18 protein-coding genes are annotated in these 22,079 nt (G+C 54.9%); 5 read left to right on the forward strand and 13 right to left on the reverse strand.

Features of this window, described 5'->3' with window-relative positions; translation table 11 throughout:
- Nucleotides 1-218: 218 nt before the first annotated feature.
- Both cutC and ACI2I2_RS11010 read right to left on the reverse strand, forming a co-directional pair.
- Nucleotides 219-962, reverse strand: coding sequence for a copper homeostasis protein CutC (cutC, locus tag ACI2I2_RS11005; RefSeq protein WP_404657951.1), 744 nt, complete (start codon nucleotides 960-962; stop codon nucleotides 219-221).
- 66 nt (nucleotides 963-1,028) lie between these two features.
- Complete coding sequence (locus tag ACI2I2_RS11010) at nucleotides 1,029-1,601, reverse strand: VOC family protein (RefSeq protein ID WP_404657952.1); 573 nt, start codon at nucleotides 1,599-1,601, stop codon at nucleotides 1,029-1,031.
- Between the two features lie 181 nt (nucleotides 1,602-1,782).
- Here ACI2I2_RS11010 and argS point away from each other — a divergent pair, with 181 nt between their 5' ends.
- Nucleotides 1,783-3,516: an arginine--tRNA ligase gene (gene argS / locus ACI2I2_RS11015; RefSeq protein ID WP_404657953.1), complete on the forward strand. Its 1,734-nt coding sequence runs from the start codon at nucleotides 1,783-1,785 to the stop codon at nucleotides 3,514-3,516.
- 100 nt (nucleotides 3,517-3,616) lie between these two features.
- On the opposite strand, the gene ACI2I2_RS11020 is transcribed toward argS, so the two are convergent.
- From ACI2I2_RS11020 to flhB, 5 genes are all read right to left on the reverse strand, one after another.
- Nucleotides 3,617-4,756, reverse strand: coding sequence for a glycoside hydrolase family 105 protein (locus ACI2I2_RS11020; protein ID WP_404657954.1), 1,140 nt, complete (start codon nucleotides 4,754-4,756; stop codon nucleotides 3,617-3,619).
- Nucleotides 4,757-4,760: 4 nt separating this feature from the next.
- Complete coding sequence (locus tag ACI2I2_RS11025) at nucleotides 4,761-6,344, reverse strand: MFS transporter (protein WP_404657955.1); 1,584 nt, start codon at nucleotides 6,342-6,344, stop codon at nucleotides 4,761-4,763.
- Nucleotides 6,345-6,600: 256 nt separating this feature from the next.
- The gene (locus ACI2I2_RS11030) at nucleotides 6,601-6,993 is read right to left on the reverse strand and encodes a flagellar protein FlhE (RefSeq protein WP_404658068.1); all 393 of its coding nucleotides are present in this window, start codon (nucleotides 6,991-6,993) and stop codon (nucleotides 6,601-6,603) included.
- Entirely contained in the window at nucleotides 6,993-9,071 is a 2,079-nt protein-coding gene (gene flhA / locus ACI2I2_RS11035; protein ID WP_330984364.1) for a flagellar biosynthesis protein FlhA, read from the reverse strand. Before flhA ends, ACI2I2_RS11030 begins: the two co-directional genes overlap by 1 nt.
- Complete coding sequence (gene flhB / locus ACI2I2_RS11040; protein ID WP_404657956.1) at nucleotides 9,064-10,218, reverse strand: flagellar biosynthesis protein FlhB; 1,155 nt, start codon at nucleotides 10,216-10,218, stop codon at nucleotides 9,064-9,066. Before flhB ends, flhA begins: the two co-directional genes overlap by 8 nt.
- Nucleotides 10,219-10,695: 477 nt before the next feature.
- On the opposite strand from flhB, the gene ACI2I2_RS11045 reads away from it, so the two are divergent.
- From ACI2I2_RS11045 to ACI2I2_RS11060, 4 genes are all read left to right on the forward strand, one after another.
- Nucleotides 10,696-11,271 carry a fimbrial protein gene (locus ACI2I2_RS11045; protein WP_404657957.1) on the forward strand — a complete coding sequence of 192 codons (576 nt, stop codon included), beginning with the start codon at nucleotides 10,696-10,698 and terminating at the stop codon, nucleotides 11,269-11,271.
- A gap of 84 nt (nucleotides 11,272-11,355) precedes the next feature.
- The gene (locus ACI2I2_RS11050; protein WP_404657958.1) at nucleotides 11,356-12,057 is read left to right on the forward strand and encodes a molecular chaperone; all 702 of its coding nucleotides are present in this window, start codon (nucleotides 11,356-11,358) and stop codon (nucleotides 12,055-12,057) included.
- A gap of 8 nt (nucleotides 12,058-12,065) precedes the next feature.
- Entirely contained in the window at nucleotides 12,066-14,603 is a 2,538-nt protein-coding gene (locus tag ACI2I2_RS11055; protein ID WP_404657959.1) for a fimbria/pilus outer membrane usher protein, read from the forward strand.
- A 167-nt stretch (nucleotides 14,604-14,770) separates the two neighbouring features.
- On the forward strand, nucleotides 14,771-15,742 hold the full coding sequence (locus ACI2I2_RS11060) for a fimbrial protein (RefSeq protein ID WP_404657960.1): 972 nt from the start codon (nucleotides 14,771-14,773) through the stop codon (nucleotides 15,740-15,742).
- A 37-nt stretch (nucleotides 15,743-15,779) separates the two neighbouring features.
- Here the strand turns inward: ACI2I2_RS11060 and cheZ are convergent, their stop codons facing one another.
- From cheZ to tar, 6 genes are read right to left on the reverse strand one after another with little or no spacing between them, the layout of a single operon-like run.
- Complete coding sequence (gene cheZ / locus ACI2I2_RS11065) at nucleotides 15,780-16,424, reverse strand: protein phosphatase CheZ (RefSeq protein ID WP_404657961.1); 645 nt, start codon at nucleotides 16,422-16,424, stop codon at nucleotides 15,780-15,782.
- Nucleotides 16,425-16,434: 10 nt separating this feature from the next.
- Nucleotides 16,435-16,824, reverse strand: a complete 390-nt coding sequence (gene cheY, locus ACI2I2_RS11070) for a chemotaxis response regulator CheY (protein ID WP_330984371.1) — start codon at nucleotides 16,822-16,824, stop codon at nucleotides 16,435-16,437.
- 13 nt (nucleotides 16,825-16,837) lie between these two features.
- Nucleotides 16,838-17,887 (reverse strand): chemotaxis response regulator protein-glutamate methylesterase, encoded by a 1,050-nt coding sequence (locus ACI2I2_RS11075; RefSeq protein ID WP_404657962.1) that lies wholly within the window; start codon nucleotides 17,885-17,887, stop codon nucleotides 16,838-16,840.
- Nucleotides 17,884-18,750, reverse strand: a complete 867-nt coding sequence (cheR, locus tag ACI2I2_RS11080) for a protein-glutamate O-methyltransferase CheR (protein WP_404657963.1) — start codon at nucleotides 18,748-18,750, stop codon at nucleotides 17,884-17,886. The genes ACI2I2_RS11075 and cheR overlap by 4 nt, the downstream gene beginning before the upstream one ends.
- An 18-nt stretch (nucleotides 18,751-18,768) precedes the next feature.
- Nucleotides 18,769-20,370, reverse strand: a complete 1,602-nt coding sequence (locus ACI2I2_RS11085; RefSeq protein ID WP_404657964.1) for a methyl-accepting chemotaxis protein — start codon at nucleotides 20,368-20,370, stop codon at nucleotides 18,769-18,771.
- Between the two features lie 36 nt (nucleotides 20,371-20,406).
- Nucleotides 20,407-22,068 (reverse strand): methyl-accepting chemotaxis protein II, encoded by a 1,662-nt coding sequence (gene tar / locus ACI2I2_RS11090; RefSeq protein WP_404657965.1) that lies wholly within the window; start codon nucleotides 22,066-22,068, stop codon nucleotides 20,407-20,409.
- Nucleotides 22,069-22,079: the final 11 nt, after the last annotated feature.

Here is a 22,079-nt window from a genome sequence, read left to right on the forward strand (position 1 = left end):
ACTGGCACAAGTGGCGTACGGCGTCCTGAAATCAGGACGCCCGTTCGATGCCACGTTGCACACAGAAAATGCTTGCGTGGCATAACAGTATCTACGCGTTTGTAGACCCGTGCAAGCGAAACGCCGCCGGGCGTTGCATAAAAAAAGGCCCCTGTTAATGGCAGGGGCCTGGTACAAATAAGCATCACATTGGGCGACATGATGCGCGGTAAAAATCGCTAGTGCTTGTAACGGTCAACGATCGCCTTCATCTCCGCTACCGATTCGCCGTTGACGGCGTATCGTGAATATTCATCTGCCGTCGGGTCCGTGGACATCGACAGCCCCGGGTTGCGATAACGCATCACTGACGGAACCCACTGCCCGGCTGAACTGTGCACTTCTTTCACGCCAGCTTCAAGGAACAACGGGATGTTGTTCGCTCGTACGCCAGCACCGGCCATAATAATTGGAGCATCACCCAGGGCAATAAGTTCCCTAATTAATGAAAGTCCTTTCTCCGCCGTCGACTGCTGACCAGAAGTAAGCACTCGTGCCACACCAAGTTCTTTCAGATTTTCAAATGCCTGCACAGGATTGGCACACATATCAAATGCGCGATGGAATGTGACGGCCAGCGGCCCTGCTGCTTCCATCACCTGACGCATACGTGGCATATCCACATTACCGTCAGCATCCAGAATGCCAGTTACCAGCCCAGGGAAACCGAGTTCGCGAATCGTGCGAACGTCTTCCAGCATCGCGGCAAACTCACCGTCGGTGTAACAAAAATCACCACCGCGCGGGCGCACAATCGGGTGCACCGGGATGCTCACCTGCTGACGCGCTGTTCTCAGCACGCCGAGAGATGGCGTTAAGCCCCCTTCCAGCGGAGCAGCACACAATTCAATGCGATCGGCGCCTTTTTCCTGCGCCTCACGCGCACATTCCATGCTGTAACAGCACACTTCCAGCAAAGCCATTACCTTCTCCTGTTCATGCTAATGCATCATCATGACACGTTCTCAAACGGCAGATCTCGCGTAAGCTCACATTGTTGTATCGCCCGCTTCACTCGCCACAATCTCTTCAATCGACCACGGGTGAAATTTAATCGTGACCTTACCATCAGTGACCGCCAGCGTCGGATTGGGCAGCCGTTCATGCTCACCTTTCGGTGAGCTGGTTTTGACGAAAATACCCGGCTGGCTCAGCCCTTCGTCCGACAATAAAGCCAGTGCACGCGCATTCAACGCTTCAGGCGCGCCCGGCAGCACAATTTCGATATGCTCCCAGCCTTCGTGCGGATAGCGTTTCTCGCCAGGCCACGGCAATTCCACCACCGTAAAACGCCAGTGCTCAACGCAGACAGGTTCGTGCAATTTGAATAAGCAGATTGGACGCCCGTTAATGATGTTTTCTGATAACAGCTCACCGCACTGTTCAAAACCCTGACGCCAGCGTTCCGCGGTAGCATTTTGATGACAGCGCAAAGAAATATGGTCTGCCTCCAGCGAGGCAATCTCCAGGCCGAGTCGTTCAGCCAGCGCCGTTAACGCCTGAGTAAACCGAGGCAAATCCGCCTGAATATCCTGTAACGCTTCGATTGTTTGCCAGCCCATTCTTTACCTCAGTTCTTTTTAGCAGGCCGCTAATTTACCTTGTTGAAAGAGCGCATCCAACTGCTGATTAACGCGCCGCTCCAGGGCTGACGGCTTAGTGCAAATGCAGTATACTTCTGCCCTCATTTCTTCAACTGATACGGGTATTTTTCTACCCGCGTCAAAAACGTAAGGTATTCCGGTGAATATTCAGGCTCTTCTCTCAGAAAAAGTCAGTCAGGCCCTGATTGCGGCAGGTGCACCTGCCGATTGCGAACCGCAGGTTCGTCAGTCTGCAAAAGTACAGTTTGGCGACTATCAGGCCAATGGCGTGATGGCAGTTGCGAAAAAACTGGGCATGGCGCCACGACAACTCGCAGAGCAGGTTCTGACTCATCTGGATCTCAACGGGATCGCCAATAAGGTCGAAATCGCGGGTCCAGGCTTCATCAATATCTTCCTCGACCCGGCGTTTCTGGCTCAGGGCGTAAGCGATGCGCTGAAATCCGATCGTCTGGGCGTGGCTCAGCCTGAAGCGCAGACCGTGGTTATCGACTACTCCGCGCCAAACGTGGCAAAAGAGATGCACGTGGGTCACCTGCGTTCCACCATCATCGGTGATGCCGCTGTCCGTACTCTGGAATTCCTCGGCCATAAAGTTATCCGCGCCAACCACGTCGGCGACTGGGGCACTCAATTCGGGATGCTGATTGCTTATCTTGAGAAGCAGCAGCAGGAAAACGCCGGTGAAATGGCGCTGTCTGACCTCGAAGGCTTCTACCGCGAAGCCAAAAAGCACTACGACGAAGACGAAGTCTTTGCCGAGCGCGCACGTAACTACGTGGTGAAGCTGCAAGGCGGCGATGCGTACTTCCTTGAGATGTGGCGCAAGCTGGTCGACATCACCATGACCCAAAACCAGATTACCTACGATCGTCTTAATGTCACTCTGACCCGCGACGACGTGATGGGTGAAAGCCTGTACAACCCAATGTTGCCAGGCATCGTGGCAGACCTGAAAGCCAAAGGTCTGGCAACCGAGAGCGAAGGCGCGACGGTCGTGTTCCTTGATGAGTACAAAAACAAGGAAGGCGAACCGATGGGCGTGATCATCCAGAAAAAGGATGGCGGCTATCTGTACACCACCACCGATATTGCCTGTGCAAAATACCGTTACGAAACGCTGCATGCCGATCGCGTGCTGTACTACATCGACTCCCGTCAGCACCAGCACCTGATGCAAGCGTGGACCATCGTGCGCAAAGCAGGCTACGTGCCAGCGTCCGTACCACTCGAACACCATATGTTCGGCATGATGCTTGGCAAAGATGGCAAGCCGTTTAAAACCCGTGCAGGCGGTACAGTGAAGCTTTCTGATCTGCTGGATGAAGCGCTGGAACGTGCACGTCGTCTGGTGGCAGAGAAGAATCCGGACATGCCTGCTGATGAGCTGGAAAAACTGGCGAACGCAGTCGGTATCGGTGCGGTGAAATACGCGGATCTCTCCAAAAACCGTACCACTGACTACGTGTTTGACTGGGACAACATGCTGGCGTTTGAAGGCAACACTGCGCCATATATGCAGTATGCCTACACCCGCGTACTGTCGGTGTTCCGTAAAGCAGGTCTGGAAGAAGCGGCAATCATCAATGCGCCAGTGGTCATTAATGAAGAACGTGAAGCTCAACTGGCTGCACGTCTGCTGCAGTTTGAAGAAACGCTGAACGTGGTTGCCCGCGAAGGCACGCCACACGTGATGTGTTCTTACCTGTACGATCTGGCGGGACTGTTCTCTGGCTTCTACGAGCACTGCCCAATTCTGAGCGCCGACAACGAAGAAATTCGTAACAGCCGCCTGAAACTGGCACTGCTGACCGCGAAGACCCTGAAACTGGGTCTGGATACGCTGGGTATTGAAACCATCGAACGTATGTAATCCTCGCGTCAACGGAGAAAATGCCTGATGGCGCTACGCTTATCAGGCCTACATCGTCAGCCCATAAAAAAACCGGCAATTATTGCCGGTTTTTTTGTTCTCAGAAATACTTCCGCAAATATTCCGTCAGACAAAGGATCGCCATCGCCTGGCCATAAGGCATTGAGGTCAGCGGGATCTGGCGGTAGAACTCCAGATTGCTACCCATGCCGGTGCCGAAGGAGGTTTGCAGTAACTCTCCTTCTGGTGAAATGTTGGCGATAATTCCACGAATCGCTTTCTCTGCCACTTCTGCATACTCCGCAGAAACATAGCGCTTACGCACAGATTTCAGGATGCCGTAGGCGAAACCTGCTGTAGCAGAAGCTTCGAGATAAGAATGCGGATCGTCGAGCAGCGTGTGCCAAAGACCACTGTCATCCTGACACTTCGCCAATGCGGCAATCTGCGCATTCAGCACCTGAACCAGATAACGACGCACCGCGTTGTTTTCCGGCAGATCAACCAACTCAAGGAAATCCGGGATCACGATGGTCAACCAGCTGTTACCGCGTGCCCAGCGGGCGTTGGCAAAGTTATGGTTGCCTTCGTAACTCCAGCCGTGGAACCACAGCCCGGTCTGCCTGTCCATCAGGTTCTGCACATGCAGCAGGAACTGATACACCGCCTCTTCGACATACTCAGGACGATTGAGCAACTTGCCGATTTTCGCCAGCGGCATGACCGTCATCATCAGCGTGTCATCCCACATCTGCTGGTGATTCTCTTCTGCCAGCGTAATGTGCTGCATGCCGCCGTGTTCGGTGCGGGGCATATCATTCATTGCCCATTCCGCCCAGCTTTCCAGCCACGGCAGATACTGCACATTTTTCGTCTCTTCATAGCGATAGGCCAGCGTCAGGAACGGTGCCATGGTATTGACGTTTTTGGTGGTCGCGCCCTCAGCGAAACGGTCTGTGAACCAACCGTCGATGATGTCTCGCATCTGCTCGTCACCGGTCTGCTGGTAATACTGATGAATACCGTACAGCCCGACGCCGTGGGTCCACTCCCAACCGGCCCATCCCTTGGTGTCAATAACGCGCCCGTCGTCCAACCGCAGTAAAAACTCGCCGCTCTCATCCTTGATGTTGACCAGATTGTGCGTCACTTTCTGGATCAGGGCTTTAAGTTCACTCTGAGCAATAAAGCGCTCAGGCTGACACAGTAATGGGCTATGTTTGACAGGCCAGACTTTCATGTAATTACCCTCTGTTAAATGTCGAATTCAGTGGAGCACCCTGCTTGAGCGATGGCGCTGCAGGTTTATTGCGATTCAGATAACCAATATTGTTGTTCCCCCACAGGGAATCGAACGGCATACCCGCGAGCATTTCGACGGTAGCCTGAGCTTCTGGCGTAACGGCTTCAGGTATCGCACGGCCGGACTGGCGCATTTTGGCGGTTTCGTCGCGCAGAATACTGTGGGTGTGCAGGTTCAGCTTGAAGCGCAGTGAGACCAGGAAGCCGCAAATCAGCACGGCAACAGTCCCCACGCTTAAGATCAACAGAATGGTGTGGCTGACTTCCGCAGGCTGGACTTTCTGCCCGGACACGAAGCCAGAGGCTTGCATGATGATCCCCACCAGCATGATGGCACCCGCCTGAGAGGCTTTGCGGGTTAAGGTCATGATCCCGGCGAAAATCCCTTCACGGCGCTGCCCGGTGATGACTTCATCCACATCAGCAATGTAGGTGTAAGTGTTCCACGGCACGTAGTTGATCCCGCCACGCCCAAGACCCGCAACAGCAGAAAGCAACAGCATCAGCGACGGGATATCGCTCAGCCCGGCATAATAAAGAACGGCGTAGGAAATGGAGCTTAAACCAAACAGCACGACAACCATGCGGTATGACGGTGCTGGCCCAAAGCGAATACACAGCGGCATCATGGCAATCACAGCGATGAACTGGAAAATAGCCATCGTGCCCATCAGGTTGGAAGCAAACGAGGCTTCCTGCATCAACACAAACACCACGTAATAAGTGAACACGGCGTTAAACACGTCTTGTGCAATGTAACCGCCCAGATACATGCCCAGGTGCTGACGGAAAATGCGGATGCGCAGCGTTGAGGTCAGTTCGATAATCAACCGGTTGAGGCTTTGCCCCAGCGTCAGTTGCTTTTTCTCTTCTTCTGCTCTTAGCGCCGCTTCGCTCCAGTCCTCACGTGCACGTTCCCAGGTAAAGAACCAGACGAACGTTAGCATCACGGCACACAGAACCGCGAACACCAGGCTCGCATAGAAGAAGGAAACCGCATTGTCTTTGCCGAAGTGCGTCAGCAGGATGCCCGGCAGGAACGACGCCAGAATGGCAGACATCTGAGCCATCGCAATACGCGCTCCAGAGAACTTAGTCTTCTGTTTGAAGTCGTCGGTCATTTCTGGCACTAACGTTTCATACGGCACCAGAATCATGGTGTAGACGATATCGAAAATCAGATAGGTCAGCAGGTAGTACCAGAATCCCATGTCGCCGACCCACATAAAGGAGTAGCTGAACACGCAAGGGATGCCGAGCATGATGAAAAACTTACGCCGACCAAAGCGTTTGCCAAGCCAGGTCGAACCAAAGTTATCCGTTAAGAAGCCCATCAATGGGCTGACGACGGCATCCAGCACCCTTGCGGTGGCAAAGATAAAGGTTGCCTCAATGGGAGTAAGCCCACAGAAGGTGGTGTAGAAGTATAAAAGCCATGCGGCGGTAAGCGCGGTGGTCCCTGCGCCCAAAAAATCGCCCGAACCGTAGGCAAGGTAATTCGCTATTCCGATTTTACGTGTTTTCATTGCCGTAAATCCCGTGTTTTTATCAGGAGAGCACGCCTCATCCAATGAGGAAGCAGCCCTTACACGGCTACAGTAGAAGTATGTGCTGGGTTAAACCTTTCCATTTTTGCCAGGCCCTTTTCTGAGTTGGCAAAAATACAAAGAGTCGGAGCACACGCGTCACCGATTTATAAAACAACGTTTTGATTCAATCAAAAGAAGGGGTCAATTTTGAGAGCCCACCAACAGAATAGCGCTGGCGGGTCTGAGAAATGGATCAGCGGTAGTTAACAATCACCTGGTTGCTTTGCACCGTGAGCGCCGGGATCAAACGCCCTCCTCCAGGCACTTCCCAAACAAAGCGTAGCGGTTGCGCAGCAGGACTATTTTGTAATCCCCAGGTGGTGCCACTTTGCCCGTCCAGTTCCACGCAGCGTGTTTGTGAACACAGGCGCACTCGCAAACCTGCAGGCGTGGGGCCAATCAGCGTATAACGCCAGGCTATCACCGTGACCAGGCCGCTGGCCGGTTGTGACGACACGAGCGGCGGCGAAGAAGCAGATTCGCCGCGGTGATTTAGCACTACGCCCCTGCCGCTCGCCTGCCAGCTTCCTTCTCCGGCAGCTTGCGCCATCAGCGGTAACATCATTAGCGCCAGGAATAAACGCATCATTTCCCTCCGATGGTCGCCGTCATACGAATCTGACGGTTGTCCGACAGTTCCAGATTTGACAACACCACCAGCTGCGGCAGATTACGGCGCAGGAAGCGGGACAACAGCGGACGAAGCGCATGGTTAACCAGCAGCACTGGCGGTGCGCCGAGCATTTCCTGACGAGACAGCGCTTCCTGAGTTTGTGCCAGCAGGCGGTCAGCCAGACCCGGCTCCAGACCGCCGCCATTTTGCAGGGCTTGCAGCAGTAGGCGCTCCAGCGGGGTATCAAGCCCAATGACCTGCACTTCGCCATTGCCCGGGAACCACTGTTGGGTAATTGCCCGCCCCAAAGCAACACGCACCACGTTGGTCAGTTCATGCGGATCGGTCTGCACAGGCGCATGCTCCGCCAGCGTTTCCAGAATGGTGCGCATATCGCGAATCGGCACTTTCTCATCCAGCAAGTTTTGCAGGACTTTGTGCAGAGTGGTCAGCGTGACCACGCCCGGCACCAGATCTTCGGTCAGCTTCGGCATTTCCTGCGTCACGCGATCCAGCAGTTGCTGCGCTTCCTGACGACCAAACAGCTCGGCCGAGTGAAGGCTGATTAAATGGTTGAGGTGTGTCGCGACGACAGTACTGGCTTCAACCACCGTAAAGCCCTGAATCTGCGCCTGTTCTTTCAGTGCGCTTTCAATCCAGATAGCCGCCAGACCAAACGCCGGATCGACTGTTGGCTCACCAGGCAATGTCCCCGCGGCAGTTCCTGGGTTGATCGCCAGCCAGCGCCCCGGATAAGCGTCACCGCTGCCGATATCCACGCCTTTAAGCAGAATACGATAACGCGCAGGTGGCAAATCCATATTGTCGCGGATGTGCACCACCGGCGGCAGGAAGCCCATCTCCTGAGCGAATTTCTTACGGATAGAACGGATGCGCCCCAGCAGCTCGCCATCCTGTTGTGAATCCACCATCGGGATCAGACGATATCCAACTTCCATCCCGAGCGTATCCTCCAGTTGTACGTCATTCCAGGTGGCTTCGATGGCCTGCGGACTTTCCTGTGGACGTACTGGTGCCGCTTGTGCCGGAGCTTTCTGCTCACGTCCACGCAGCCACCAAGCAAGGCCCAGCAACGCCGCTGTAAACAGCAGGAACACAAAGTTCGGCATCCCCGGCACCATGCCGAGCAAGCCAAGCACTGCGGCACTCAGCATCATCACGCGTGGGTTGCTGAACAGCTGACCAACCATCTGCTCGCCGACATCCTGATCGGTGGCCACGCGAGTCACGATAACGCCCGCTGCGGTAGAGATAACCAGTGCCGGGATCTGCGCCACCAGACCATCACCGATGGTCAGCAGCGTGTAGCTCTCCGCCGCGTGGCCTAAATCCATACCGTGCTGCAGAACCCCAACCAGCAAACCGCCGATGACGTTAATCACCATGATCAAAATCCCGGCGACAGCATCCCCGCGAACGAATTTACTCGCACCGTCCATCGAACCGTAGAAATCTGCTTCCTGCGTCACTTCTGCGCGGCGACGTTTGGCATCCTCTTCGCCAATCAGCCCGGCGTTCAGGTCGGCGTCGATCGCCATCTGTTTACCAGGCATCCCATCAAGCACAAAGCGCGCGCCAACTTCGGCGATACGCCCGGCACCCTTGGTGATAACCATAAAGTTGATGATAACGAGGATCACGAACACCACGATGCCGATGGCAAAGTTGCCGCCGACCAGGAAGTGGCCGAAGGCTTCAACAACCTTCCCTGCCGCCGCCGCGCCGGTATGCCCTTCCATCAAAATAATACGGGTGGAGGCCACGTTCAGCGCCAGACGCAACAAGGTGGTGAACAGCAGAATGGTCGGGAAAGCCGCAAATTCGAGCGTGCGCTGAGTGAACATTGCCACCAGCAGCACCATAATCGACAGCGCAATGTTGAAGGTAAACAGCAAATCGAGGACGAAGGCGGGCAGCGGCAGCACCATCATCGACAGGATAAGCAGGATCAGCACCGGCCCGGCAAGCACCTGCCATTGGGTGGATTTAAAGTTGCCGGGCAGACGCAGCATTGCGACCAGATTAGCCATCAGTGTCCTTCTCGTTCAAAAAATCCAGTGCTTCAGGCACCGGTAAATGCTCAGGTTTCTTCGGAGGCGCGCCACCCGCCAGTTTCCAGCGCTTCAACTGCCACACCCAGGCCAGCACTTCTGCCACGGCGGCGTACAGCGTGCCGGGTATTTGCTGGCCGATTTCGGCGTGACGATAAAGCGCACGCGCCAACGGCGGAGCCTGCAGGACGGGGATCTTATATTCTTCACCCAGTTCGCGAATACGCAGCGCGACAAGGCCCGCGCCTTTCGCCACCACTTTTGGCGCGCTCATTTTGTTTTCTTCGTACTGCAATGCCACCGAATAGTGTGTCGGGTTCGTGACGATAACGTCGGCTTTTGGCACGTCGGCCATCATGCGGCGACGGGCTGCAGCACGCTGCATCTGGCGAATACGCCCCTTCACATGCGGGTCGCCTTCGCTCTGTTTAAACTCATCGCGAATGTCCTGGCGGGACATACGCAGCTTCTTGATGTGGCTAAAAATCTGGAAAAACACGTCGAAGCCAACCATCGGCACCACACCAATCGCAACCAGCAACGCGCACAGCCCGACCATGTTCAGCGCATTGCCCATTGCCGTCAGCGGGGATTCACTGATAAGCCGCATCATGTCAGGCCAGTGAAGCCAGACAAACACGCCCGCCACGCAGCCGACCAGCACAGATTTGAGAATGGCTTTCAGCAATTCAGCGGCTGACTGGGCCGAAAACATACGAGCAATGCCCGGCAAGGGATTGAGCTTATCGAACTTAAAGGCCAGCGATTTTGGGCTGAACACCAGGCCACCCAACATCACCGGCCCCAGCAGTGCCATCACCACCACGCCCACAATCAACGGCGTCAGCGCCAGCATGGCCTGTTTAATCAGCAGGATGATTTGCCCAAGGATCAGATTCGGGTCATTGATAATGCTGTGGTCGAAGTGCAGCCCGGAGGAAAGCAGGCTCGCCAGCCTGCGCGCCATCGCCTCGCCGCCAAGCCAGAGCACGCCAACGCCCACCAGCAAAATCAGCAGTGAGGTCAGCTCGCGCGAACGCGGGATCTGCCCTTCTTCACGTGCCTTTTCCAGCCGTTGGGGTGTGGGGGCTTCTGTTTTGTCTTCGTTGTCGCTTTCTTCAGCCACTTCGCATGCTCAAGGACAAGGGTTCCTGAAGCTAATCATGACAGAGACAGGCTACGCCAATGGCTGGAAAAAGGGGTATAAAGGATTGCTTTTAGGGTGTTTCAACTCGAGAAAATGCGCAGGGATTTAACTTAAAGAACCCTTAACGGCCCCCTCTAACGGGATAGCGGCAGCGCGAACAGCCAATCACTGTTTATACGATCGCATAAGTCTGTTTATCGGGATCAAACCTTATCATTCCCTTTCCTGATTATTTCCATAAATGATCAGTTTGATTAATGTTTTAATTATAAAACATAATTCAGTTAAATATTTATTTCTTCCTACCCCCGCCTTTATGTCTAAAAATAGACACTCTCCAATATAATGTTAGCTGAAAATAAAAAAATATAGGTATATACTGCGTTGTCATTATTTTATATGCACAACATTGAGCCTCAAATTACGGATTATTGAACCTTCAAAGGACATTTCGACATGAGTCAGAAAAAGAAGCGTTTTCTCGCATTAGCATTAACACTGTCATCATTTTCAGTATTTGCAGATGGGACCAATGCAGGGACAGTCCATTTCACCGGCGAAATTATTGAGCCAAGCTGTGTCATTGATGGCGATAGCGGTACAGATAATAACGTGCCGCTCGGCACTTACCCGACCACATTATTTGCCAATCCTGGTGATAAATCTACCGCAATGCCTTTTACCATCAGGCTGAAAGACTGTCCGATCCAGACCGATGGGCTGAACCACGTACAGCTTACCTTTGAGGGCGTCACTGAACCTAACAGCAACGCGGAGTTGCTCACGGTTAGCGCTCTCACCACCGCGGGCTCTACCGCCGCAACCAATGTGGGCATCGCCGTCAGTAAAGTTGAAACACCAGGCACCCTTTTAAAACTTGATGGCTCTGAAGACCAGATAGCGATTCCGTTGTCTCGTAATGCCGGCGATGCGATTTTCCAGGATTTTCTCGCGCGCTACCAGGCATTTGCTATTCCGGTGACGGCAGGCCCAGCCGATGCCGATATGACGGTAAATATTCTCTATCGTTAAATTGCCGGTCAGTAAATTTTTAATTCACTTTGTCAAACATAGCCAACCTCCAGTGCTGGCTATGTTTTATTATGACCTTATTTTATGATGAAAATATACGTATCCGGACTGTTATTATTAATACTCTCTGTAGTAACAGCACTATTTACCGTCTCTTATGCAGAAGGGATCCAAATTGGCCGTACGCGGGTTATTTATGACGCCAGTAAGAAAGAGACGGCGCTGCCGTTAATCAATCAGGATAAAGAACTTCCCTGGCTGATTCAGTCCTGGGTCGTTCTTGGCGATGAGAAAACATCTGGTCCGTTTATTATTACGCCACCGCTTTTTCGTCTCGATCCGCAAAAGGAGCAAAGCCTGAGGATCCTCTGGACCGGCACAGGTGCGTCCCCTGACAGAGAGTCATTGTTCTACCTGAACATACGCACTATCCCTGGCAGCGATAAGAGAAACGAGAACCAGAATGTGTTGCGCATCATCTACAAAACACGCCTGAAGCTTTTTTTCCGTCCTAAAGGTTTGCCCGGTACCCCCGAAGAGGCCTGTCAGAATCTTCATTTCATGCGTGTTAACAGCCAGTTGCAGATAACCAATAACAGTGCCTATCACATTGTGTTTGATTCGCTGTATATCGGCAAAGACCAGCTGCATAGCGCTGACATGGCCGCCCCCAAAAGCACCATCACGCTACCGGTCTCCAGCAATAGCCCACTCATCAGTTGGCACTGTCTCACCGATTACGGCAATGCCTCACCCAAATACACCTCGCGAACGGACAAAGGGTAGCGAAAAGCATGGAGACAAGGGTCACAGTTCCACACCGCGGCACATTAAAACACTCATCCTCGCTACTGGCCGGGCTTAGCGGACTGCTGTTGCTGACAGAAAGCGCACTGGCACGAGAGTTTTATTTTTCGCCCGACTCTCTGGAACGGACGAAGGGATCAGAGCAGGTCACTGATTTAACGTTATTTTCAAATCCTGCTGCCCAGTTACCTGGCAATTACCCGACCCAGGTCATCGTCAATCGCCGTAAGGTGCAGGAGCGAACGCTGAGCTACAGCAACGACCGCGAGGGTCGCCTGGTCCCTCACCTCACTCCTGCGATGCTGCGCGAATGGGGAGTGAAAGTGGATGATTTCCCTGCACTCGCCGCACGTCCTGCCGATGAGGCACTGGATAAAAAACTTGGCGACTATATTCCGGCGGCCAGCGCCCTGTTCGATTTCAACCACCAGACCCTACAGGTAAGCATTCCACAAGCCTCTATTGATTCCGTCAGTGCTGGCGCGATTGCCCCCTCACGCTGGGAAACCGGCGTCCCGGTCATGTTTGCTGATTACGCGTTCAGCGCGAGTGAAAATCAGGGAAGCAACAACGGCCAGGATCGTAGCCAGTATCTCAACCTGCGGAGCGGCGCTAACCTTGGCGGCTGGCGGTTGCGTAACTATGGGGTGTGGTCAAAAAACGAGAACAACAGCAGTTGGCAGAATATTGGTAGTTGGGTACAGCACGATCTTCGCTTTCTCAAAGCGCAGTTTGTGGCAGGACAGAGCAACACTCAGGGCGACGTTTTTGACAGCATTCAGTTTAGCGGAGTCAATATTGCCTCTGACGATGAGATGCTGCCAGTCAGTGAGCGCGGGTTTGCGCCCGTTATCCGGGGGACTGCGAACTCGAATGCGGTGGTCACCGTGCGGCAAAATGGGTACGTTATTTATCAGCAAAATCTCTCCCCTGGCCCGTTTGAAATTCATGACCTTTATGCATCCACCAACAGCGGGGATCTGGATGTTAGCGTCAGAGAATCTGATGGCAGCGAACACCACTTTACGCAGGCATTCTCCAGCGTCGCGTTGATGCAAAGGCCTTCGCATTTACGTTTCGAGGCTACCGTAGGTCGCTATCGTGCCGATCAGGGCAGTCAGGACGATGAGCCCGAATTTGTTCAGGGCAGTGCGATTTATGGACTTAACAACCTGCTCACGGTTTACGGGGGCTTCACGGGCTCCGAAAACTACAACGCTTTGGCATCAGGGGTGGGGGTTAGCCTCGGCCAGTTCGGGGCGGTGTCGCTGGATGTCACGGCGGCGCGCGCAACGCTTGAAGACGGTACGTCCAGCAATGGTCAGTCCTGGCGGGTCATGTACTCCTCTGAACTCGCTCTGACACAAACGCACTTCACGCTGGCGAGCTATCGCTATTCAACGCAGGGTTACTACTCCTTTGCCGATGCCAACCACCACTCAACCGGTGAAGACGATGACATCAGCAGAGACCACAAACGCAGCCGGTTACAGTTAAGTATCAACCAGCCTTTTCCCGACGGCAGCCTTTATCTCAATGCTTACCAGCAAAACTACTGGGGAAAGACGCATGTCGAGAGAAATATTTCCGCAGGGCTGGATTACCGCATTCAGGGCATTAACTTCCACCTGGCGTTGACAGAAAGCGACAATGGCAGCGGCGACAATGATCGCGTGATCTCCTTCGGCTTTAGCGTGCCTCTGAGCCGCTGGTTGCCGAACAGTTGGGCGAGCTACAACCTGAGCAACAACAACCAGGGCGCAACCACACAGAACGTCGGCCTGAACGGTATGCTTCTTGAAGATAACAGTCTGAGCTACTCACTCCAGCAAAGCCACAGCAATCAGGATCCTGGCGACAGCAGCAGTGTCTACGCCAACTGGCGCACCCAGTACGCCAGTCTGAATGCAGGCTATGCCGCAGACTCCGCAGGCGAACGACAACTCAGCTACGGAGCCAGCGGTGCCCTGGTGGTTCATCCTCACGGTGTGACGCTATCTCAACCTCTTGGGGATCAGTTCGCCATCATCAATGCCGACGGAGCCTCTGGTATCGCGTTCCAGAATCAACGCGGGATCCGCACCGACTGGTTTGGCAACGCCATTATTCCTTCCCTGAGCGCCTATCAGGAAAACCGTATCGGGATGGATACCACCCAGCTCCCGGACAACGTCGACAGCACAAGTACCGCTATCACAGTTGTGCCTTCGCGCAACGCCGCAGTAGCGGCTCATTTCAGCGCGAAAGTGGGTTACCGGGCGCTGATCGTCCTGTCATTGCCAAACGCCAGCGAAGTGCCTTTCGGCGCCATGGCCAGTTCCGCTGACGGAAAAATCAACGGCATTGTGGCGGAGCGCGGCGTGCTTTATCTCGCTGGGCTGAACGAGGCGATTACGATCTCGGTGAAGTGGGGAAATGGCCCACGTCAACGCTGTACCGCACAAATCCCTGCCGCGGCCGCCGTGGCCGACGACAACATCACGGGGATCAAACATTTAACGGCTCAGTGCCGTCAGGAAGGCTAACTATGGCTCACCTTAATTACGCTGTCTGTTCGGCTACAACGCTACTGTTTCTGTTTTCACCACATGGACAATCAACTGTGCTACGAGGTTGTTTTCCGTCTTCAGGTAACTATGATACACAGTACAGTCAGGCGCTTTCACCAGCCGAGAATGCTAAAGGGAATGTGGTGAATACTGACGCACACCTGGTCGGCAACGGCTCCGCAATTTATGCCCAGTGCAATTGCCCAGGAACCCTATCCGCCACTACACAGATAAAAGGCTACAGTTTCGCCAGCAGCCCACTGCGAGCCGGTTCGACCGAAGGGACGGGTTATCTGACTGAGAAACTGGACATCAACATTGATGCCTATACCGATGCCATTAATTCCCCTGACGGCAGCGGTCTGTACCTGAATTCGGTCAGTACCTATCCGACCCTCACGCCAACCAGCAAAACGGAACCCTTGTCGTCGACGGAAAATCAGCAAACGGTCTGTAACGATGATACACGCCCTGTCGCGGACACTCCCCAGCGGCAGTTTAAATGGAGTGTCATCGCCGCGAGGCTGTACGTTAAATCCCCGATCCTCGGCCAGGAGATTATTCCGTCGACACTCGTGGAACAGACGTCAGCCTGCCTCTATTTTAACGGCGGAGGCTGTACGGTGGGCGATGCCTCCCCAGTCGGCAACGTGTGGTTCTCCGGAGTACTGAGCGCGCCACTGAGCTGTACGATCAATGCTGGAAGCGTTATTGAGGTCGATTTGGGTAGCGTGGCAAGAACTGATTTTATCGCCAGCGCCCAGCCCCCGCAGGGTTACGCGCTGAAAAATGTGGATATTTCTTTTCACTGCGATAACGCCGCGGTCAGCAACGCCGGTAAGATCAAGCTGACGCTTTCTGCCGATCAGGGCTTGGCCGATGCGCCAGGCGGTTATATCGCTCGCATGGCCGGGCGGGATGATATTGGCGTGAGGATGTATGACAATACCAGCGCCAGCGTGCATCTGGACGGCAGCAGTGAATTTCCCATCACCCTGGATGACCAGGGCAATGGGACGATCCGCATGACAGCGGCCCCGGTGGCGACGACGCAGAGCAAACCTGAACCAGGAAAATTTGAAGGTAATGTCACCGTCAATCTGGATATTCGCTAACGCTCATAAAAAATGGCCCATCACGGGCCATAGCAAGTTAAAACCCTAAGCTGTCCAGCAAATCGTCGACCTGGTCCTGGCTCGCGACCACGCCCGCTTTGCTGGTGTCCATTTGCGGGCCATTGAGCAGGCTTTCATTTTCACGTTTCGGCCTTGCGCTTTGGTCCGGCATATTTTCCAGCAGCACCATCAGCAGCTGGCGCTCAATCTCCTGGATAACATCCATCATTCGTTTGATGACCTGCCCGGTCAGATCCTGGAAGTCCTGCGCCATCATGATTTCCAGCAGCTGCGCGTTGGTGAAGCTGGTGTGTTTCGGCACGTCCGCTAAGTAGCTGCGGGTGTCGGTCACCAGTTCGCGGGCATCGGAAAGCTCAATCGGGTTTTCAAACCATTCATCCCAGCGGCCAGACAGCGCTTTGGCATCTTTTTCCATCTGGTTTTGATGCGGCTGCGACAGCTCGACGCAGTTTAGCGCGCGCTCAGCCGCTTGCGCGGTCATCTGCACCACGTAATCAAGACGGTCACGGGCATCCGGAATCGCTTCCGCCGCTTCGGCAATAGCCTGATCGAGGCCGAGCTCACGCAGGCTGTCGCGCAGCATACGGGTCAGGCTGCCGATGCGGGCAATGATATCTGCGGCTGAATGTTCATCAGCAGGTTTCACGGGGGATTGCATCATCGTCTCTCCCTTACATGCCCAGTTTCTCGAAGATTTTGTTCAGCTTCTCTTCGAGAATGGCGGCGGTAAATGGTTTCACGACATAGCCACTGGCTCCGGCTTGCGCGGCGGCGATAATGTTTTCTTTCTTCGCTTCTGCGGTCACCATTAGTACCGGTAACGCGCCCATTGCGCCATCGGCACGAATGGTTTTCAGCAGATCCAGACCGTCCATGTTCGGCATGTTCCAGTCAGAAATCACAAAGCCAAACCCGCCTGCCTGCAATTTATTCAGCGCATCCACGCCATCTTCCGCTTCTTCTACGTTGTTGAATCCCAGCTCTTTTAGCAGGTTACGCACGATGCGACGCATGGTGGAAAAGTCATCCACAACCAGAAACTTAAGCTCTTTATCCGCCATTTCACTACTCCTCTTAAATACGTATTGCCTGTCCGGCACTGATTTTTGCCAGCATCTGCTGACTTACCTGGCTGAGATCGACCACTTCGCTGACGCCACCCATATTGATGGCTTCACGCGGCATGCCGAACACCACACAACTTGCTTCATTCTGGGCAATGGTCCAGGCACCGGCCTGGTGCATTGCCAGCATCCCGGCCGCGCCGTCGTTGCCCATGCCAGTGAGGATCACCCCCACCGCATTTCGCCCCGCATTTTTAGCGACCGAATGAAACAGCACATCCACCGACGGGCGATGGCGATTCACCGGCGGCCCGTCATGAATTTTGATTTGATAGTTAGCCCCGCTTCGCGCCAGCTCCATATGCTTATCACCCGGCGCAATGTACGCATGGCCTGGCAGCACACGTTCGCCGTCCTCGGCCTCTTTCACCGCTATCTGACACAGCTTGTTCAGGCGTTCGGCAAACGAACGTGTAAAACCCGGTGGCATGTGCTGGGTAATCAAAATGGCCGGGCTGGTCAGCGGCAGCGGCTGCAATACGTGGCGAATGGCCTCGGTACCGCCCGTTGACGCGCCAATCACTAACAGTTTTTCCGAGCTGAGCATCGGGCCCGCTTTCAACGCCTTGGGCGCAACCAGCGGCTTGTGCGCACTGACTTGCGCTCTTGCAGCCGCACGCACTTTGTCGGCAATCATTTCGCTGTAGGCCAGCATCCCTTCACGGATGCCAATCTGCGGCTTGGTGACAAAATCCACCGCACCTAATTCCAGCGCCCGGAGCGTCACTTCAGACCCTTTGCCGGTCAGTGAAGACACCATCACCACCGGCATCGGGCGCAGCCGCATCAGCTTTTCCAGAAAATCGAGGCCGTCCATACGCGGCATCTCAACGTCCAGCGTCAGCACGTCCGGGTTGTACTTTTTAATCAGATCCCGGGCGACCAGCGGATCAGGCGCGGTAGCCACCATTTCCATATCACTGTGGCTGTTGACGATTTCTGTCATGATCTGGCGCATCAACGCCGAATCATCAACAGACAACACCCTGATTTTACTCATGCTTTATCCTTACTCAGCGCGTACACCGTCTGCCCCCGCAGACTGAACTCGCGCACGAGATTGCTGAAGTTCTCTGAGTGCCCGGCAAACAACAATCCGTCAGGCTTAAGCAGGGGAACGAAACGGCGCAGAATGTCCTGCTGGGTCGTTTTGTCGAAATAGATCATCACGTTGCGACAAAAAATCGCATCAAACGGCCCCGGCACGTTGTACTGCCTGTCGAGCAGGTTAACGGGCGCAAAATCCACATAATTCGCCAGTTCCTGCCGCACGCGCACCAGTCCATTATGTGGCCCGGTTCCGCGCATGAAATAGTGCGAAAGCTGCTGCTGCGACAGGGTTTTCAGTTCATCCTGCCGATAGATGCCGCTTTGCGCTTTGTTCAGCACTTCCGTGTCGATATCGCTGGCAAACACCTTCCAGCGCCCCGGCGCGGTGCCTAACGTGTCGGCAAGCGTGATGGCTATCGAATAGGGTTCTTCTCCCGTCGATGCCGCCGCACTCCACACACGGTATTCACCCTGCCGACGGCGGGCATGTTCCGCCAGCGTCGGGAAGTGATGCGCCTCGCGGAAAAACGCCGTCAGGTTAGTGGTCAGCGAGTTAATGAACGCCTGCCACTCGGCGTTATCCTGATTCGCTTCCAGCATCGCCAGATAACGACCAAAATCATCCAGACCGAGCTGGCGCAGACGGCGCACCAATCGGTTGTAAACCATGTCGCGCTTATGATCGGCCAGCACAATCCCTGCGCGCTGGTAGATAAGCTGGCATATCCGACGAAACTGCGCATCGGACAGCGCCAGGCGCTGTGTCATCTGCGTTAATAATGACGATTGCCCAGTGGGCAGCGTTGCAGTCATAGCGCCTTCTTACGTCAATCAGGAAACCACGGCTACCGCCACCGGCGGCACCCCTTCTTGCTTCGGTACTCTTTTCTCTTCCAGCGCAAACTGCGCCACCAGCGTGGTCAGGTTATCGGCCTGCCCTGCCAGTTGTTCTGTGGCCGCCGCCGCTTCTTCCACCAGCGAGGCGTTCTGTTGCGTGACCTGGTCCATCTGGCTGACCGCCAGCGCGACCTGTTCGATACCGCGACGCTGTTCGTCTGACGCCGAGGCAATTTCACCCATGATGTCGTTAACCTGCGAAACGGAGCGGACGATTTCATTCATGGTTTGCGCGGCGGTATCCACCAGCGCCGACCCTTCCTGTACGCGGGAAACGGACTCTTCAATCAGGCCTTTGATCTCTTTCGCCGCCTGAGCGCTTCGGCTGGCGAGGTTACGCACTTCACCCGCCACCACCGCAAAACCACGCCCCTGCTCACCGGCACGTGCGGCTTCCACCGCGGCATTCAGCGCCAGAATGTTGGTCTGGAACGCAATGCCGTCGATAACGCTAATGATGTCGCCGATTTTCTGTGAACTGGTGGCGATGTCGTGCATGGTGTCGGCGACGTGCGAAGCCTGCTGCCCGCCCCGCTTAGCGGTTTCCGCCGCGCTGCTGGCAAGCCCGGAAGCCTGACGCGCGTTATCGGCGTTCTGCCCAACGGTGGCGGTCAGTTGCTCCATGCTTGCTGCCGTTTCCGCCAGCGAAGCCGCCTGCTGTTCGGTGCGCGAAGAGAGATCGTTATTCCCCGCCGCAATTTCAGAGATACCGGTATGCATGGCGTAGCTGCCCTGACGTACCTGAGTCACCGTGTCGCGCAGTGCGCTTTGCATGTTCTTCAGCCCGGCGAAAATGGCCGAAATTTCGTTGCGCCCAAACACCGATATCGGACGAGCGAGATTGCCTTTCGCAATGCTTTCGAAATGGCTGCTGATGATGCCCAGCGGCTGGACAATCATCCGGCGAGCCCACAGCAGCGAGCCACCGACCAGCACTACCGCCAGAACCACCATCACAATAAAAATGGCTGCCGAACGGTGATAGTTGCTGTCGCCCGCCTCGCGTGCTGATTCAAGATGCGTGCCGATATACTGGATCCAACTGCGCCAACTGCCGTCAAAATTGTCCTGTGCCTGCTGGACAGGCGCGGTCATAAAGTCAGAAAGCTGATTACTTTCAAGCCAGGTCATCTGGTGTTCCAGCGCCCCGTGCCAATCGGCATAGCGTTTCTGTGTTTGCTCTTTCAGTGCCTGCGCGGTGCTGTCCGCCACCGGGAAGGCGACAAACTCGGCGAACTCTTTGTCCGCCTGTTTCAGGCTTTGGTGCGCCGTGGTTAACAGCGCTTTGATCTCTTCCGGCGGATAGCTCAGCGCCGTCAGCGTCCCGGCTTTATTCAGTGAACTGCTGGCTTGCAGCAACACCACGCGAGCGTCGCCCAGGCTGTTCAGCAGCAGATTTCCTTGCTCTACCTGACCCAGAGTTTGCTGTCCATCGCGAAAGGCCATAAAGGACAAACCGTTACTGCCAATTTGTAACAGGCCACACACCACCAGAATCAGACATAAGGTGGTCGAGATACGAATACGATTGAACATCACCACTCCCGTCATGCGACAACATGCCGCGTAAAGTTAAAAGGTTTCCCAGTTATCATCAGTACCGACAGCGGCAGCACGCGGACGCAACGGCGCGGCGCTGGCTTCGTGAACGCTGGTTTTTTTAGGCACAACAGAGTTGTTTACGGTCGCGATACGGAACGTCGAGACGGCACGGGTCAGGCTGCTGGATTGTTCTTCCAGTGCCGCGGCAGCGGCGGCAGACTGCTGCACCAAAGCGGCGTTTTGCTGGGTAACGCGATCCATTTCGGACACAGCCAGCGCAACCTGATCGATACCGCGACTTTGCTCATCAGAAGCGGAAGAAATCTCTCCCATGATGTCGGTCACGCGGGTCACTGCGTTGACGATATCGCTCATGGTTTCGCCTGCGCTTTCCACCAGCACCGAGCCGGTGTCGACTTTCGCCACCGAGTCTTCAATCAGGCCTTTGATCTCTTTCGCGGCCTGTGCGCTGCGGCTGGCGAGATTACGCACTTCCCCGGCGACCACCGCAAAACCACGGCCTTGTTCCCCGGCACGAGCAGCTTCGACTGCCGCGTTCAGCGCCAGAATATTGGTCTGGAAGGCGATGCCGTCGATAACGCCGGTGATATCAGAAATCTTCTGCGAACTGGCGGCGATGTCGTGCATGGTTTTCACCACGCCGTCTACCACTTTGCCACCACGCTGTGCGGTTTCTGAAGCGCTTAGCGCCAACTGCGAAGCCTGACGAGCGTTTTCGGCGTTCTGTTTCACCGTGGCAGTCAGTTCTTCCATGCTGGCGGCGGTTTGCTCCAGCGCAGAAGCCTGCTCCTCAGTGCGGGAAGAGAGATCGTTATTCCCAATGGCGATTTCACTGGTGCCGGAGTAAATAGCATCCGAGCCAAGACGGACACGCGTCACAGTGTCGATCAGCGACTGTTGCATGTGGCCTACGGTGCCAGCCAGTTCCGCAATTTCGTTGCGCCCGGAGACGTTCATCGTCTGGGTCAAATCCCCGTCGGCAATTTGACGCAGGTGCGCCATCACTTTAGCCAAAGGATTAAGCAGGATTTGGCGAATGCCGTACCACGCAGCGGCGAGGATCAGCACCAGCACCACGGCAATCACCCCAAGCTGCCACTGCGCAAAACGATAATCGTGAGTACTGGTCACGAAGGCGTGCTGATAGAGCTTCTCGCTCTCTTCTGCATAGCGGGTCAACGCCTCGCCGAGCCCGTTTTGCATGCCCTGTGTCGCCTGGGCGAAATAAGCGTCCATGTTGCCGCTTTGCAGGAAGCCAATCAGCTCCGTTAACCCGGCGAAGTATTTCTGGTAACTGGCATCAACGCTCTCGCTCACCGCGCTTAACTCCGGTGGCGTTTGCATTTGAGAAAACGCGGCGTAGTGCTTCGCGGCTTCTGCCAGAGAGAGTTTGGCATTGTTTAGCAGATCCGCTTTGGCGCTGCTTTGTTGGTTGCTGGCATCCATCATCATGCGGGCAGATGAACGGCTGAGGTTGATGCGCGTTTGCAGCATCAGCTCCCAGGTTTTGCTCAGCTCGGTCTGCTGGGTGCGCAGCTCATTGGAGAGGGCGAAACTTTGCTGGTTTTGTTTTAACGACGAGAAAAGAAAGCCACCGGACAGCAGCTGAAGCAGTGCGAAAACGACCAGCACTAACATCAACAGGGTGACAACGCGCAGACGGTTCAACATACAACACCTTT

This window comes from Scandinavium sp. NPDC088450, from assembly GCF_044900545.1.
Taxonomy (GTDB): Bacteria; Pseudomonadota; Gammaproteobacteria; order Enterobacterales; family Enterobacteriaceae; genus Scandinavium.

What these genes read in the sequence shown, in the direction of transcription:
- flhA (WP_330984364.1), bottom strand. Translation starts at nt 9,071, where the DNA reads ATGGCTAATCTGGTCGCAATGCTGCGTCTGCCCGGCAACTTTAAATCC.
- ACI2I2_RS11050 (WP_404657958.1), top strand. Translation starts at nt 11,356, where the DNA reads ATGATGAAAATATACGTATCCGGACTGTTATTATTAATACTCTCTGTA.
- ACI2I2_RS11020 (WP_404657954.1), bottom strand. Translation starts at nt 4,756, where the DNA reads ATGAAAGTCTGGCCTGTCAAACATAGCCCATTACTGTGTCAGCCTGAG.
- cutC (WP_404657951.1), bottom strand. Translation starts at nt 962, where the DNA reads ATGGCTTTGCTGGAAGTGTGCTGTTACAGCATGGAATGTGCGCGTGAG.
- tar (WP_404657965.1), bottom strand. Translation starts at nt 22,068, where the DNA reads ATGTTGAACCGTCTGCGCGTTGTCACCCTGTTGATGTTAGTGCTGGTC.
- ACI2I2_RS11045 (WP_404657957.1), top strand. Translation starts at nt 10,696, where the DNA reads ATGAGTCAGAAAAAGAAGCGTTTTCTCGCATTAGCATTAACACTGTCA.
- ACI2I2_RS11030 (WP_404658068.1), bottom strand. Translation starts at nt 6,993, where the DNA reads ATGCGTTTATTCCTGGCGCTAATGATGTTACCGCTGATGGCGCAAGCT.
- ACI2I2_RS11085 (WP_404657964.1), bottom strand. Translation starts at nt 20,370, where the DNA reads ATGTTCAATCGTATTCGTATCTCGACCACCTTATGTCTGATTCTGGTG.
- ACI2I2_RS11025 (WP_404657955.1), bottom strand. Translation starts at nt 6,344, where the DNA reads ATGAAAACACGTAAAATCGGAATAGCGAATTACCTTGCCTACGGTTCG.
- ACI2I2_RS11075 (WP_404657962.1), bottom strand. Translation starts at nt 17,887, where the DNA reads ATGAGTAAAATCAGGGTGTTGTCTGTTGATGATTCGGCGTTGATGCGC.
- cheZ (WP_404657961.1), bottom strand. Translation starts at nt 16,424, where the DNA reads ATGATGCAATCCCCCGTGAAACCTGCTGATGAACATTCAGCCGCAGAT.
- ACI2I2_RS11055 (WP_404657959.1), top strand. Translation starts at nt 12,066, where the DNA reads ATGGAGACAAGGGTCACAGTTCCACACCGCGGCACATTAAAACACTCA.
- cheR (WP_404657963.1), bottom strand. Translation starts at nt 18,750, where the DNA reads ATGACTGCAACGCTGCCCACTGGGCAATCGTCATTATTAACGCAGATG.
- ACI2I2_RS11010 (WP_404657952.1), bottom strand. Translation starts at nt 1,601, where the DNA reads ATGGGCTGGCAAACAATCGAAGCGTTACAGGATATTCAGGCGGATTTG.
- cheY (WP_330984371.1), bottom strand. Translation starts at nt 16,824, where the DNA reads ATGGCGGATAAAGAGCTTAAGTTTCTGGTTGTGGATGACTTTTCCACC.